Source organism: Ectothiorhodospira haloalkaliphila ATCC 51935 (assembly GCF_000633935.1).
GTDB classification, from domain to species: domain Bacteria; phylum Pseudomonadota; class Gammaproteobacteria; order Ectothiorhodospirales; family Ectothiorhodospiraceae; genus Ectothiorhodospira; species Ectothiorhodospira haloalkaliphila.
In genome coordinates, this window is the sequence record NZ_KK214996.1 from 218,661 (window position 1) to 233,608 (window position 14,948).

Here is a 14,948-nt window from a genome sequence, read left to right on the forward strand (position 1 = left end):
TGAGGATTCTCCCATGCACTTCCGACAGCTCTTTGAACCGGACTCTTCCACTTTCACCTACCTGCTGGCCTGCCCCGATACCGGGGTCACGGCGCTGATCGATCCCGTGCTGGAAACCGTGGACAGGGATCTGGAAGTGCTGCAGTCCATGGGACTGACCCTGGATTTTGCGGTGGAAACCCATATCCACGCGGACCACATCACCGGGGCGCAGCGCCTCAAGCAAGCCACCGGCTGCCAGATCGCGGGGCCGGCGCTGGACGAAATCCCCTGCCGTGATGTAGGTCTGCGCGAGGGCGAGCCATTCAAGCTGGGCAGCATCACCCTGAACCCGCTGTTCACCCCCGGGCACACCGACACCCACCACGCCTACCTGCTGGATCACCACGGTCTCAAGCTGCTGTTCTCGGGCGATGCCCTGCTGATCGAGAGCTGCGGACGCACCGATTTTCAGTCCGGCGACGCCCACGTGCTCTACCACAGCATCCAGGACAAATTCTTCAGCCTGCCTGACGAAACCCTGGTCTACCCCGCCCACGATTACGAGGAACGGCGCATCACCACCATCGGCCAGGAAAAGCTGCGCAACCCCCGCCTGGGGAAAGGCCGCAGCGAGGCCGAGTTCGTGAAGATCATGCACGACATGGACCTGCCCTACCCCCGCAAGATCGATTTCGCGGTCCCCGGCAACGAACAATGCGGCGCCTGCCCGGACAACGTACCCGAAGAGATGCGCGGCTTGTGCGAGGCGAGTCGGCAGGGGTAGTGCGGAACAAGAAACCTTGTTCCGCAGCAGGCAACCCGATCAGCGCGTCGAGCTAGGGTGAAGTCCGGCGATCAAAGAAATACCGCCCCCCTAGCTGCCTGGAGGCCTTGAGCACGGCTTGGTCAGCAAAACGGCAGGGTTGGGTGCGGTGCTTGGCACTGTCTCACATGCCAGGATAGTTGGGTCCATCTCCACCTTGAGGCACCACCCAGTCGATATTCTGGTCCGGATCCTTGATATCACAGGTCTTGCAGTGCACGCAGTTCTGGGCGTTGATCTGCAGACGCGACCCATTGGCATCCCCGGTCTCCACATATTCATATACGCCCGCGGGGCAATAGCGGGCTTCCGGCCCCGCGTAAACCGGGAGATTCAGAGCAGTAGGCCGATTTTCGTCTCTCAGCTTGAGGTGGATCGGTTGACCCTCTTCGTGGTTCGTGTTGGAAAGAAAAACCGAAGAGAGGCGGTCGAAGGTGATGGCCCCATCAGGACGGGGATAATCGATGGGCTGGCAATCCCTGGCGGGACGCAGGCGCTCATGGTCGGCGTGATGGCGCAGGGTCCAGGGAGCGCGACCACGAAAGACATAGGTATCCACCGCCGCGTGGGCCAGTCCAGCCCAGAGACCCCAGCGAAAACCGGGGCGGATGTTACGGGCTCGGTGGAGTTCCCGGATCACCCAGGTATTGTCGAGGCGGCTACGGAAATCGCTGGCTTCGGCACCGCCGGCCGGTGACGAGGTCAGCAGATCGAAAACGGTCTCTGCCGCCGTGATGCCACTCTTCATGGCATTGTCGCTGCCCTTGATGCGTGGCACGTCGAGAAAGCCCGCCGTGTCCCCCACCAGCAGGCCGCCGGGGAAGCTGAGTTTCGGCAGGCCCTGCAGCCCCCCCTCCACCAGCGCCCGGGCCCCATAGGCGATGCGTTTGCCACCTTCGAATACGGGCCGGATGGCCGGATGGGTCTTGAAGCGCTGCATTTCCTCGAAGGGGCTCAGGTAGGGATTTTCGTAGTCCAGCCCCACAATGAAGCCCACCGCCACCCGATTGTCCTCCAGATGGTAAAGAAACCCGCCGCCATAGGTGCGGGTATCCAGTGGCCAGCCCACGGAGTGGATCACCTGACCAGGCCGGTGCCGGGTCGGGTCCACTTCCCAGACTTCCTTGATGCCCAGTCCGTAGGTCTGTGGTCCCACCCCTTCGCGCAGACGGAAGCGGTCGATGAGCGTCTTGGTCAGGGAGCCATGACAGCCCTCGCAAAAAAGCGTCTGGCGGGCATGGAGTTCCACGCCGGGCTCGAAGCGTGGGCCCTCGCTGCCATCCGGGTTGCGGCCCATGTCCGCGGTGGCCACGCCCTTGACCGCCCCCTGCTCGTCATGGAGCACCTCGGCTGCCGGAAATCCGGGCAGCACTTCCACGCCCAGGGCCTCGGCCTGTTCCGCCAGCCAGCGACAGAGATTGCCCAGGCTGATGATGTAATTGCCCTGGTTGTGCATCTGTGGTGGCGTGGGCAGTCGCAGGGCACGGCCCTGGGTCAGCAGCAGGAACTGGTCCTCGCTGACGGCGGTGTTCAGGGGGGCGCCCCGTTCTCGCCAGTCCGGCAGCAGTTCATGCAGGGCCCGGGGCGCGAACACCGCGCCCGAGAGGATATGGGCACCCACCTCGGAGCCCTTTTCCAGCACACAGACTGACAGATCCTGTCCTGTCTGCTTGGCCTGCTGACGCAGACGGATGGCCGCCGCCAGCCCGGCTGGACCGGCACCAACGATGACCACGTCGAATTCCATGCTCTCACGTTCCACAGGGCACCTCCGGCGTTGGGTTCAGGATTTGAGGGCGCGAAGCCCGTCCCGCAGGGCGGGCAGCACCTCGAACAGGTCACCCACCAGGGCGTAGTCGGCCATCTGGACCATGGGGGCCTCCTCGTCACGGTTGATGGCCACCACCACCTTGCTGTCCTTCATGCCGGCCCAATGCTGGATGGCTCCGGAGATCCCCACGGCGATGTACAGCTCGGGCGCAACCACCTTGCCGGTCTGCCCCACCTGGTAGTCGTTGGGCACGAACCCGGCATCCACGGCCGCACGGGAGGCGCCGATGGCAGCATTGAGCTCGTCGGCCAGGGACTCCAGCAGCTGGAAGCCCTCGGCACTGCCAACACCGCGCCCACCGGAGACCACCACCCTGGCCGCCCCCAGTTCCGGGCGTTCCGACTCGGTGAGCGATTCCTCCACGAAGCGTGACAGCCCCGGATCCTGGGCCGCCGGCACCGTCTCGATCGACGCCGAGCCGCCCTCGCCCACCGGGTCAAAGGCCGTGGGACGTACCGTGATGACCCTGATCGGATCCTCGCAAATCACCCGCGCCATGACATTGCCGGCATAGATGGGCCGCTCGAAGGTGGTCGGACCCTCGATTCCGGTGATGTCCGACACCTGGGCTACATCCAGACGGGCCGCCACCCGGGGCATGAAGTCCTTGCCCTGGGTGGTGGCCGCGGCCAGTACTGCCGAGTAGTCAGAGGCCAGCGAGATGACCAGCTCAGCCAGGGGTTCGGCCAGCTGGTGAGCATAGGTCGGGTCGTCACAGAGCAGTACACGGCTCACACCCTCCAGTGCCGCCGCCGCTTCACCCACGGCCTGGCAGTCCTGCCCGGCCACCAGGACATCCACGGCATCACCCAGGGCAAGCGCAGCACTCACCGTCCTGCGGGTGACATCGGCCAGATGTCGATGATCATGTTCCGCCACTACCAGCACTGTCATGTCAGATCACCTGTGCTTCATTCTTGAGCTTGTCCAGCAATTCCCCCACGTCGGCGACGCGCACACCCGGCTTGCGCGCGGGCGGTTCGGCCACGCTGACCATGCGGATGCCGCTGCGGGTATCCACCCCGAGGCTGTCCAGGGGACGGCGATCCAGGGGTTTTTTCTTTGCCTTCATGATATTGGGGAGCTTGAGATAGCGAGGCTCGTTGAGTCGCAGATCAGTGCTCACCACCGCCGGCAGCCCCAGGGCCACGGTGCGGGTGCCTCCATCCACTTCCCGGGTGACGATCACCTCGCCGTCGCCCATCTCCAGCCGACAGGCGAAGGTACCCTGCCCCCAGCCCACACGTGCAGCGAGCATCTGCGCCGTCTGGTTGCAGTCATCATCGATGGCCTGCTTACCCATCAGCACGAGATCGGGGGACTCTTCCCCCACCACGGCAGCCAGGGCGCGACTGATCACCACCGGCGCCAGGCTTTCCTCCGTTTCCAGCAGCAGCGCCCGGTCGGCGCCGAATGCCAGGGCCGTGCGCAGTGTGTCCTGGGCCGCGGCCGGGCCGATGCTGACTGCCACCACCTCGGTGGCCACGCCGGCCTCGCGAAGCCGCACCGCCTCCTCCATGGCGATTTCGTCGAAGGGGTTCATGGACATCTTCAGGTTGGCAATGTCCACACCGCTGCCATCGGAGCGTGGGCGCACCCGAACGGTGTAATCCACCACGCGCTTGACCGGTACGAGTACCTTCATGGGCCACTCCTCAATAAGAAAGATATGTCAGGCGTTACCGTTTTCGTCGGGGCGCAGCACCAGCACCGGCGAACGGGCCGAGTGCACCACCTCACGGGCAAAGCTGCCCATGATCACGCGCTGCAGCCCCGTACGCCCGTGGGTGGTCATGGCGATCACCGCCCCCTGTATCAGTGCCGAGTACTCCACCACGGCCCGGGCAACGTCCTTGCCGTGAAGCACGTCCCAGTTGGCCTGCACCCCGTATTTTTCTGGCATGTGGTCCGCCATGCGGCGCAGGTAGACCCACTCCCCCGAGTCCGCGCCGGGACCGCCATGGCCAAAGCTGGGCTTGAGCACCTGGATCAGGCGCACATCCGCGCCGATCGAGCGTGCAAAAGCCACCGCCGACGGTAACACGGCCTCGGAGAGCGGGGATCCATCCAGGCAGATCAGCACCGTGCGGATGGGCCCCGTCCACTCCTCGGATAGATCCGGGCCGGCCAGCAGCAGCGGCCGACGCGACTGACGCAGCACATGCCCGGCGACACTGCCCACCACCGCCTCGCCCACGGCCCCCCGGGCGTGTGTGGACATGACCAGGGGGCTGTCCGGCTCGGCACTCATGGCCTGCATCAGTCCGTCGGTCACCGAAGCGTGGACGACGACTTCCACCTGGGCATCGTTGAGCCCACGGGCGGCCAGAATGCTCTGCAGCAAGGCCTTGCGTTCGGTGCTGTCCGCCTCGCGCGGCACCACCGAAACCAGCCGGACGCGGGCACCCAACTGACCGGCCAGGGAGAGGCCGGGCTTGAGGGCCGCCTGGGAACGGGCGGAGGAATCCAGGGGAATGGTAACAGTGGCGGACATGGCGCACTCCTTGATAGCAGCAATCGAATCCGGCATCAGGCAAGCCAGCGCTTGCGACGCCGGTAATGTTTGACGTTGAGGTAATCCACCTTGCCGGACCCACCCAGGTAGAACTCCTGTACATCGGGGTTCTCCCGCATGACGGCGGCATCGGCGCTCATCACCACGTGGCCGTTCTCCAGCAGGTAAGCGTAATCCACCACCTCCAGGGCGGCCGCGGCGTTCTGTTCCACCAGCAGCACGCTGACCCCCTGCTCCTTGTTGATCTCACGGATGATCTGGAAGATCTCCTGCACCAGCAGCGGCGAGAGGCCCAGGCTGGGCTCGTCCAGCATGATCAGTTCAGGCTCCGTCATGAGGGCACGGCCGATGGCGAGCATCTGCTGCTCACCCCCCGACAGGTAGCCGGCCTTGCTGCGGGCCCGCTCCTTGAGCCGGGGAAAGTAATTGAACACCTGCTCCTTGAGTTCCTGATAGCGCTGGCGGCTGCCGCGGGTGGCATAGGCGGCCAGCAGGTTGTCCTCCGGTGACAGGTGCTCGAAGATGCGCCGTCCCTCAAGGACGTGCACCAGGCCGCGGGCAACCCGTTTTGGCGGCGACAGCGACAGCATGTCCTGACCCTGAAAGCTGAGCGCCCCCCGGGTCACCAAGCCGCGCTCCGGGGCCAGCAGGCCACTGATGGCCTTGAGGGTGGTGCTCTTGCCGGCGCCGTTGCTGCCCAGAAGGGCGATCATCTGCCCTTTGTGGATCTTCAGTGAAACGCCCTTGATGGCCAGGAAGACCTTGTCGTAGATCACTTCCACGTTGGCCAGTTCGAGCAGAGGCTGGCCGGCGTCGGCGACCGGCGCGGTTTGACTGGCAGTATTCTGCATGGGATCACCCCTTTCCTGTCATGGATACCCGTCGGGCCGCCGGGGCGCTCGTCCGCCCCGGCGACATGGGGGCTCAGCGGCCTTCGCGGAAGCCGGCGGCGTCCTTCTCGATCTCTTCCCAGACGATATCCTGGTGAGCCGCGTACCAGTCGGTCAGCGGTTCCCAGGCCTCGCCATTCCAGGCGGACACGCGACCGTAACCACCCCCTTGATGATCATCCGCGGTGATGGTGATGGGCGGCATCATGCCTCTGGCATCGAAGTTCTCGATCATGCGGAAGCCATCACGCAGTTTTTCACCGGTCAGCGGAGCCCCGAACTCCTGCATGGCCAGGCGCGCGGCCTCCACGGCCACTGCCATGGTGGCAACGCCGATGTTGTAATAGGTGGTGCCCACATTGTTCGCGGAACCCTGGCCGCGGCCCGGTTCGATCACGTGTTCCATGATGTCCTGGATGATCGGGTGATCGGTGCCCGTGCCCACGGCCTCGAAGCGCTTGACGCCGTTCATGTGGTTACCGCCCACGTTGCGCGCATCCGTCTCCGCCAGCCATACCACCGAGAGGATGTTCTCCTGACGGATACCGTTGCGGATGGCTTCACGCACCGACACCTGCTGGCCGCCACCGGCGCCCCAGATGATCACGTGGTCAGGCCGGTAGCGACGCAAATCGGACCAGGTGGCCGACTGTTCGGTGCCGGGGCTGGGATAAGCGAAGGCACGCAGTTCAAAGTCCTTCTTCTCGGCCAGATCACGCAGCACGGGGATGGGCTCGCGGCCAAAGGGAGAATCGATATGCACCAGCGCGATCCGCTTGCCTTCAAGACCTCCCTGGTGCTGATCAATGTAGTCCGCCAGCACCGTGGCCTGTGACCAGTAAGTGGCCATCATCGGGAAGACGAAGGGGAAGGTTTCACCTTCGCTGGCATCACCACGACCGTGCAACGCGGTGATCATCACCACCTCGTCACTCAGCACCCGGTTCACCGCGGCACGGGACACCGGCGTACTGAAGAAATCCACCAGCACCGCACCTTCCCGACGGGCGCGGTTATAGGCCTCCAGGCCCCGCTGGGGTTCGTTGGCGGTGTCCCGCACGATGGTCTCGATCATGTGGCCTTCGATGCCACCGGTCTCGTTCACGAGCCGCAGATAGTCCCTCTGGCCCTGATGATACTCATCGGTCACAAAGGTGTAGACGGCGGTAAAGTCCTGCAACAGCGCGAACTTGATGGGCTCCTTCTCGGCCTGGGCGGTGCCGCTCAGGCCCAGGGCCGCGGCTCCGGCCATGCCGGCCAGCCATCGGGTGAATGGTTTCATGACGCACACTCCTCCAAGGTTTTCTATGCCCTCCCCACGGGGAGGTATCAGCTCTGGGTATGACGGAAAGGCCAGACCACGAAGTACTTGCGCAGGTTGTCGTAGATCTTGGCCAATCCCAGGGGCTCATACAGCAACACACCGATGATCAATGCCCCGTAGACCATCAGCGGAATGTGAGCGATCAGATTGAACGAGATGGGAATCCACTCGTAGGTGGCCAGGAAGGCCAGTACATTGGTGAGCACAATGGGCAGCAGGAGCACGAAGCCGGCCCCCAGATACGCGCCGATGACGCTGCCCAGGCCACCCACCAGCACCATGGCCACCAGCTGGATGGAGACATTGAAGCCGAACTGCTCGGGCGTGACCGCCTGGTAGTAGCAGAAGGCCAGGATGGCGCCGGTGACCCCCCCCAGGAAGGAGGCGGCAAAGAAGGCCAGCAGCTTGTATCTCACCGGATCCACCCCGATCACCGCCGCGGCGAAATCCTTGTCCCGCACCGCCACCAGCGCCCGACCAAAGCTGGTGCGCTTGATGTTGAGCAGCAGCAGGGTCACCACCACGGTCCACAACAGTGCCATGTAGTAGAGCGAGGCGTCACTCTGCAGGGGCATGAACAGGAAGGTGACATCGGGGGTGCTCAGAGTGGCCTGGGCGCCCCCGGAGATGGCGGGCACATTGATGATCACCCACTCCACCAGGTATTGCATGGCGAGGGTGGCCATCACCAGATAGAGCCCCTTCACCCGTAGCGCCGCGGCCCCGAAGATCACGCCGATGAAGGCCGACATCAGGCCCGCCCCCAGCAGGGCGAACTCGAAGGGAACACCGGCGCGCGTGAGATGGATGCTGGTATAGGCGCCGATGGCCAGCACGGCGGCAAAGCCGAAGTGCAGTTGCCCCGCCATGCCCATCAACAGGGTCAGCGACAGGGCGGCCGCGGTCCAGATCAGCCATGGCAGCATGTAGCTGGTGAGATAGAGATCGGACAGGAAGAACGGTGCCAGCAGTGCCAGTGCCACCAGTAACTGCATGATGCGGCGGTCGGCGGTCACCGGCCACAGGGCCCGCGACGAGGCATAGCGCGTATGCTTGATTCCGGACAGTCGATAGAACATGGCGCTCAGACCCTCTCGATATCTTCACGGCCGAAGATGCCGTGGGGGCGGAAAATGATGGTCAGCAGGATGATCAGGGAGGTCACCACATCACGCGTGCCGCCCCCCACCAGTGGATCCACATACCCGGGAATGACGCTACCGAGGATGCCGACGATCAGCCCCGCCACGAACACGCCGTAGATGCTGTCCAGTCCCCCGAGGATGACCACCGCCACCGCCGGAAAGAGCAAAGCGGTCAGGGTCCAGTCCACCCCCTGCACCGATCCCCACATGGCGCCCGCGGCCACGGCAGAGATGCCGGCCAGACCCCAGGAGATGGCCACGGCCCGTTCCACAGAGATACCCACAGACCAGCTGGAAACGTGATCATCGGAGACCGCCCGCAGCTTCGTGCCGATGCGGGTGCGGAAGAACAGCAGGGCGCCGGCCACCATCAGGCCGCCAATGATTCCGCCCACCAGGTATTCCCGATTGATGAACACATCGCCGACGATGATGGGCATCATGTCCAGACCCAGGTCCAGGCTCTTGGGGGAGGCCCCCAGCAGGCCGGGGCCGAGGCCTCGCAGCAGGCTTTCCAGGCCCAGGGTGAGCATGACCACCATGATGATGGGCTGCCCCACCATCTTGCGCAGCAGCAGGCGCTCGGTGACCATGCCGAACAGAAACATGCCGACGATGGCCAGCAGGATGGCAAACACGATCGGTATGCCCAGCAGGTGGGCGAACATCCAGATGAGGTAGGCGGCGATCATCACCATGGCCCCCTGGGCCAGGTTGGGAACCCCGGAGGATTTGTAGATCAGCACGATGCCCAGGGCGACCAGGCTGTACATCAGGCCGGTCAGGGCGCCGTTGATGATCAATTCGATCAGGAACTGGATATCCACTGCTTAAGCCTCCTCTGCAACATGGGCCGGGGTGACGTCAGAGACCATCAGGTGGCGCTTGAGCGTCCCCGATGCGCCGGTTTCATAGCTGATCCGGGCCTCGTACTCGATGGCTTGTCGACCGTCGTACAGGGCCTCGATGATGGGTGCGTAATGCTGGTCGATGACCTTGCGCTTGAGCTTGCGGGTGCGCGTCACTTCGCCATCGTCGGGATCGAACTCCTTGTGCAAATTGACGAAACGGCGGATCTGCAGGCCCTCTGGCAGGACGGTGTTGACATGGGCCACCTCGCCATTGATCAGGCCGTACACTTCCGGCTTCTGGGACAGGTCGGCAAAGGAGGTGTAGGCAACGCCATGCTCCTCGGCCCAGTGCCCCACGGCCTCCATGTCGATCACGATCAAGGCCGCCAGGAACGCCCGTTCCCGGCCCAGGATGCAGGCATCCTTGATGTACTGGCTGAACTTGAGGCGGTTTTCCACATAGGTGGGAATGAACCGGTGGCCCGCCTCGGTGTACACCACCTCGGAAACCCGGCCCAGCACCACCAACTGTCCGTCTTCCTCCAGATAGCCTGCATCGCCGGTGTGCATCCAGCCATCCTGCAGGGTTTCCTGTGTGGCATCGGGGTTGTTGAAATACCCGTCGAAGATGTTGTCGGCGCGCACCAGGATCTCGCCATCCCTGTTGATCTTGAGATCCACGCCGGGGAACGGCTTGCCGGCGGTGTGCAGACTGATGGAGTCCGGCGGCTGGGCCACGCACAGGGCGCAGTTTTCCGTCTGGCCATAGAACTGGCGCAGATTCAGGCCCAGGGCCCGGAAGAACAGGAACACGTCCTCGCCAATGGCCTCGCCGGCCGTGTAGGGCCGTTCCACCCGGCTCAGTCCCAGGTGATCCTTGATGGGGCCGTAGATGAGCACTTCCCCCACCCCGCGCCAGAAGCGCTCCAGGGTCCCGGGGGCCTGGCCTTCCAGGCGGCGGCGCTCCAGTTCCACCGCAAAGGGCATGAAGTGATGGTAAAGACGCCGCTTGAGCGGCGAGGACTCATTGATGCCCACCTGAATGCGGGTGAGCATGTTGGACCAGGCCCGTGGCGAGCTGAAGTACAGTGTCGGGGCGATCTCCCGCAGGTCGTGCAGCGCGGTTTCCTGCTTCTCGGGGATGTTGACGCAAAAGCGCAGTGCCAGCGCCGCCCCCACGGTGAAGATGAAGTCTCCCACCCAGGCCATGGGCAGGTAGGCCATGTGCACCTCACCCTCGCGGAAATAGCCCGCGGCCGAGGCATTGCGCACCCCCGAGAGGATATGGCCATGCTTGAGCGGCACGCCCTTCGGCGCGCCGGTGGTGCCCGATGAGTGCAGCAGCACGGCGATGTCATGCACCGATGCGCGGCTTTGCAGATCCTCGTCCAGGCCCGGACGGTTCTCCCTTTCCTGCCGGCCCTGGGCCATCAGATCCAGGGCACTCACCGCCCCCTCGGGCTCTTCTCCCTTCAGGCCCCGGTCGTCGTCGAAGACGATCAGGTGCAGATTGTCGTAGCCGCTCTCGCGGATGGACAGCAGCTTGTCCACCTGCTCCTGATCCTCCACCAGGGCACAGCGGATGGCCTCCGCTTCCATCTGACCCTGGAGCTCGGCGGGATTGGTGTCCGGGTAGGCCGGCGAGGGAATGGCCTTGAGGCACACGGCGGCCAGCATGCCGAAGTAGAGGGCCGGTCGGTTATCGCCCACCACCAGGATACGGTCGCCGGCGCGCACCCCACGGGCCTCCAGCCCGGCGGCCAGGTTCATGACATGATCCAGATAGTCTTGCCAGGTGTACTCGTGCCAGATGCCTCGGTGACGTTCACGCAGGGCGACTTCGCCCGCGTGCTCCCGGGCGTTGTGAACCAGCAACTGGATCAGATGATCGTCTTCCCGCCAGTCTGGATGCAGGGCGTCCACAGGCGGATCTTCGCGGTATTGTCTCTCAGGCTGCATCTTGAGTCTTCCCGATGTAGGCCGCGACCACGGCAGGATCATTGATGGCCTCGCGAGTGGGGCCCTCGGCGATCTTCTCCCCGTTGTTGAGCACCACCGCCCGATTGCAGATAGCGGTGACCACATCCATGTGGTGCTCGATGAGAAGCATGGTGACGCCCATGGCATCGCGGGCATCCAGGATGAAGCGCACCATGTATTCCTTCTCTTCCTGGTTCATGCCGGCCATGGGCTCGTCCAGGACCAGGAAGCGGGGCTCGGCGCACAGTGCCCGGGCCAGTTCGACGCGCTTTTGCATGCCCAGGGGGATCACGTCCACGGGCTCGTCACGCACGCTCTCCAGCTGCAGCAGGTCGATGACCTCCTCCACCTTGACCCGGTGCGCCACTTCCTCCTTCTGCGCCCACCACCAGTAGAACAGTGAGGCCAGAGAGCTGGGACGCATGAAGATGTGTCGTCCCAGCAGGATGTTGTCCAGCACGCTCAGCCCCTTGAACAGGGCCACGTTCTGGAATGTGCGGGCAATGCCCTTCTGGGCAATCCGATGAGGCCGCAAACCGTTGATGGGCTCGCCAAGAAAGCGAATCGAACCCTGCTGGGGCGGATAGAAGCCGGTGACAGCATTGACGAGAGTTGTCTTGCCCGAGCCATTCGGCCCCACCAGGCCAAAGATCTCACCCTCCCTCACCGTCAGGGAGATGCCTTTCAGTGCCTGGAGGCCACCGAACCAACGGCATACCTCCTCGCATTCCAGTACGGTCTGCTGGCCGACGATTTCCTGCGTTTTCGTCATGCCTCGTTCCTCCAAGTACCTGATGTGGTTTTCCCGTGCCGGGCCAACGCACCGTTGTGGCTGTTCCCGTCCCCAAGGTCGGGTCACGCACGCGGGGCGCGCACCCCTCCGTCGCGCATCACCCGGAGGCGATGCGCGCCCTGTTGTTCTTGTGGTTCCTGAATGCCCTGCCTCGCACCGGGACCGGCGCTGGCTCAATGTCCCCCGCCAGGATCCCGAAGCCCAAGATCCTTCAGGCTCTCGTCACGCAGCATGAATTTGAGTGCTCGCCCGGTGCTGCTGGGGAAGGATGCGTAAAACCGCACGTAGCGCGGGATCTTGAAATGGGCGATCTGCTCGCGGCAGTAGTCCTGCAGCATTTGTGCGGTGAGCGTTTCCTCACCGCTCTGGAGTTCCATGCAGGCGCAGACCACCTCGCCCAAGCGTTCGTCCGGGACGCCCACCACCACCGCGTCGCGAACCCGCGGATGGCCACGCAGATAATCCTCGATCTCCTGGGGATAGATGTTCTCGCCCCCGCGAATGATCACGTCCTTGACGCCGCCCACGATCCGGCAATAGCCCGCCTCGTCCAGCCGGGCCAGGTCGCCGGTGTGCAGCCAGCGTGCCGTATCCACGACGCGAGTGGTCAGATCGGGATCGCCCCAGTAGCCCCGCATGACGTTGTAGCCACGCACGCACAGCTCGCCCACCTCGCCCAGCGGCACGATGCGGCCCTCACTGTCGATGATCTTGGCTTCCTGATGCGGTCGAATGGTGCCCACGGTGGACAGTCGGTGCTCGACTGCATCGTCCACGTCGCTCATGAAGGAGATGGGCGAAGACTCGGTCATGCCATAACCGATGGTCACTTCGGTCATGTGCATGCGGTTCATCACCTGGTCCATGGTGTCCGGCGGACACGGGGCCCCCGCCATGATGCCGGTGCGCAGCGTGGACAGATCGAAGCCGGCAAACTCCTCGTGGTCCAGCATGGCCTTGAACATGGCCGGCACACCATACAAAGCGGTGCACCCTTCCTTCTGCACCGCTTGCAGGGTGTCCAGTGGCTCGAAGGCTTCTCCGGGGTAGATCATGGCACTGCCATGGGTCAGGCAGGCCATGTTGCCCATCACCAGACCGAAGCAGTGAAACAGCGGCACCGGGATGCAAACGCGGTCCTCTTCGCTCAGGCGAAGCGTGCGACCCACCGTCAGACCATTATTGATGATGTTGTGGTGGGTCAGCGTCGTGCCGGCCGGCTCGCCGCCCATGGCATTGCTGAACTGGATATTGGCCGGCGCATCAAAGTCCACCAGGGCGCTCAGGGAGCGCACGCGCTCCAGGGTGTCGGCATTGGGCGCCCGCAGCAACTCGGAGAAGTTGATCATCCCGGGCGTGGACGCCGACCCCACCCGGATCACCCGCTCAAGACTCGGTACCGCCTCGCAACGAAGCGCCCCTTCCCCCGCGCTGGCCAGCTCCGGGAAGAGTTCGTTCACCATCTTCAGGTAATCGCTGCTCTTGAACTGGTCCTGGATGATCAGTGCGCGCGCTTGCACCCGATTGAGGGACCGCTCTAATTCCGCCTTGCGAGCACCCGGGTTTACGTTAACGGAAACCATGCCGATCCGCGCAGCGGCAAACATGGCCAGTGCCCACTCGCTCCGGTTCATCATCCAGATGGCCACCCGATCGCCCGGCTCCAGCCCAAGCTCCAGATAGGCGGCGGCCAGCGCATCCACCTGCTGATCCAGTTCAGACCATGTCCAGCGCCTGCCTTGCTGGCAATCCACCAGGGCCAGCCCCTCGGGCCATACCGTGGCCAGATGATGGAGTTGCTCACCCACGGTGACGCCCCACAAGGGCTCGGTGCCCGCACCGCACACATAACTAAGTCTCTGACCTGACATCAGGACTGACCTCCTGCCTTTGGTTTGGCGCCGGTTGATCCCGGTCTGATTATGGGGTTATCTGTAATAAGGTTATAGGCAATTTAGTTACCGTTTACGTCCACGTCAACCCTTTTTTGCTGTATTCTGTACGGGCTTTTCCACCAGGCCGCTGACAACCGCTTCACAACGCACCATCCCGGTGCATGACGGAAAACCATGGGTAGCGGCCAGAGAGACCGGCGTGATCGATAAAAAAAGATCGCTGCAATGCAGCATGCAGCGCTTCACCCGCCCCAGGTTTCACGTACAATGAAAGCACTTCGGATGAATCCCCCCTTTCCGGACCCACCGAAGTGACGTTGACGTTTGCGGCATTTCCCCAAGCCCCCTCCCCCGGAGTGGCCGGCAAGAGCCGACGGAGGTTCATACATGACTCAACCCCAGCCCGCCTTTAAGGAAAGCGATGCCCATGGCACCACGTTCACGATCGGTGAACTGGCCCGGGAGTTCGGCATCACCACCCGCGCCATTCGTTTCTACGAGGATGAGGGCCTGCTCTCCCCCTTGCGCATGGGCACCAAGCGCCTGTACCGCCGCCGGGATCGTGCGCGCCTGAAGTTGATCCTGCGTGGCAAACGACTGGGATTCACGCTGAGCGAGATGCGCGAGGCATTCGACCTCTACGACGATGCCCACGGGGAGTCCCGGCAACTGCGCTATTACCTGAAGGTGCTGGACGAAAAGCGCGAGCATCTCCTCCGTCAACGGGAGGACCTGGAAGAGACCCTCAAGGAACTGGAGCACTCCTATGCTCACTGCGAGCAGTTACTCTCAGCCCAGGAGAAGGCGAAACAGGACCGCAAAGCGGATACGGCCAACCCCGAGCCTCCCGGCGACATCGACAGGCCCGATGGCGGCGAGGCCAGACTCAAGACAGGCTCCTGAGGCCATCACAAGGGAT

At 63.7% G+C, this 14,948-nt stretch carries 13 protein-coding genes; 2 read left to right on the forward strand and 11 right to left on the reverse strand.

The genetic code is table 11. The features are described 5' to 3' along the window. Nucleotides 1–13: 13 nt before the first annotated feature. Nucleotides 14–766, forward strand: coding sequence for an MBL fold metallo-hydrolase (locus tag ECTHA_RS0102820; protein WP_025282914.1), 753 nt, complete (start codon nucleotides 14–16; stop codon nucleotides 764–766). 163 nt (nucleotides 767–929) lie between these two features. On the opposite strand, the gene ECTHA_RS0102825 is transcribed toward ECTHA_RS0102820, so the two are convergent. The 11 genes from ECTHA_RS0102825 to ECTHA_RS0102875 all read right to left on the reverse strand — a co-directional run bounded on the left by ECTHA_RS0102825 (nucleotide 930) and on the right by ECTHA_RS0102875 (nucleotide 14,005). Further along, nucleotides 930–2,567 carry an electron transfer flavoprotein-ubiquinone oxidoreductase gene (locus ECTHA_RS0102825; RefSeq protein WP_025282913.1) on the reverse strand — a complete coding sequence of 546 codons (1,638 nt, stop codon included), beginning with the start codon at nucleotides 2,565–2,567 and terminating at the stop codon, nucleotides 930–932. Between the two features lie 21 nt (nucleotides 2,568–2,588). Further along, nucleotides 2,589–3,530 (reverse strand): electron transfer flavoprotein subunit alpha/FixB family protein, encoded by a 942-nt coding sequence (locus ECTHA_RS0102830; RefSeq protein ID WP_025282912.1) that lies wholly within the window; start codon nucleotides 3,528–3,530, stop codon nucleotides 2,589–2,591. A gap of 1 nt (nucleotide 3,531) precedes the next feature. Then, on the reverse strand, nucleotides 3,532–4,281 hold the full coding sequence (locus ECTHA_RS0102835; RefSeq protein WP_025282911.1) for an electron transfer flavoprotein subunit beta/FixA family protein: 750 nt from the start codon (nucleotides 4,279–4,281) through the stop codon (nucleotides 3,532–3,534). Between the two features lie 27 nt (nucleotides 4,282–4,308). Next, nucleotides 4,309–5,130 carry a universal stress protein gene (locus ECTHA_RS0102840; protein WP_025282910.1) on the reverse strand — a complete coding sequence of 274 codons (822 nt, stop codon included), beginning with the start codon at nucleotides 5,128–5,130 and terminating at the stop codon, nucleotides 4,309–4,311. Nucleotides 5,131–5,165: 35 nt separating this feature from the next. Continuing rightward, the gene (locus tag ECTHA_RS0102845; RefSeq protein ID WP_051582555.1) at nucleotides 5,166–6,002 is read right to left on the reverse strand and encodes an ABC transporter ATP-binding protein; all 837 of its coding nucleotides are present in this window, start codon (nucleotides 6,000–6,002) and stop codon (nucleotides 5,166–5,168) included. A gap of 73 nt (nucleotides 6,003–6,075) precedes the next feature. Next, nucleotides 6,076–7,323, reverse strand: coding sequence for an ABC transporter substrate-binding protein (locus tag ECTHA_RS0102850; RefSeq protein ID WP_025282908.1), 1,248 nt, complete (start codon nucleotides 7,321–7,323; stop codon nucleotides 6,076–6,078). A gap of 47 nt (nucleotides 7,324–7,370) precedes the next feature. Further along, a complete protein-coding gene (locus ECTHA_RS0102855; protein WP_025282907.1) occupies nucleotides 7,371–8,444 on the reverse strand; it encodes a branched-chain amino acid ABC transporter permease in 1,074 nt (357 codons plus the stop codon). A 5-nt stretch (nucleotides 8,445–8,449) separates the two neighbouring features. Further along, nucleotides 8,450–9,337, reverse strand: a complete 888-nt coding sequence (locus ECTHA_RS0102860; RefSeq protein ID WP_035369072.1) for a branched-chain amino acid ABC transporter permease — start codon at nucleotides 9,335–9,337, stop codon at nucleotides 8,450–8,452. A 3-nt stretch (nucleotides 9,338–9,340) separates the two neighbouring features. After that, nucleotides 9,341–11,320: an AMP-dependent synthetase/ligase gene (locus ECTHA_RS0102865; RefSeq protein ID WP_025282905.1), complete on the reverse strand. Its 1,980-nt coding sequence runs from the start codon at nucleotides 11,318–11,320 to the stop codon at nucleotides 9,341–9,343. After that, nucleotides 11,310–12,113, reverse strand: coding sequence for an ABC transporter ATP-binding protein (locus ECTHA_RS0102870; protein WP_025282904.1), 804 nt, complete (start codon nucleotides 12,111–12,113; stop codon nucleotides 11,310–11,312). Before ECTHA_RS0102870 ends, ECTHA_RS0102865 begins: the two co-directional genes overlap by 11 nt. 194 nt (nucleotides 12,114–12,307) lie before the next feature. Next, nucleotides 12,308–14,005, reverse strand: a complete 1,698-nt coding sequence (locus tag ECTHA_RS0102875; RefSeq protein WP_025282903.1) for an AMP-binding protein — start codon at nucleotides 14,003–14,005, stop codon at nucleotides 12,308–12,310. Between the two features lie 411 nt (nucleotides 14,006–14,416). On the opposite strand from ECTHA_RS0102875, the gene ECTHA_RS16900 reads away from it, so the two are divergent. Then, nucleotides 14,417–14,932 carry a MerR family transcriptional regulator gene (locus ECTHA_RS16900; protein ID WP_025282902.1) on the forward strand — a complete coding sequence of 172 codons (516 nt, stop codon included), beginning with the start codon at nucleotides 14,417–14,419 and terminating at the stop codon, nucleotides 14,930–14,932. The last annotated feature ends 16 nt before the right edge of the window (nucleotides 14,933–14,948 follow it).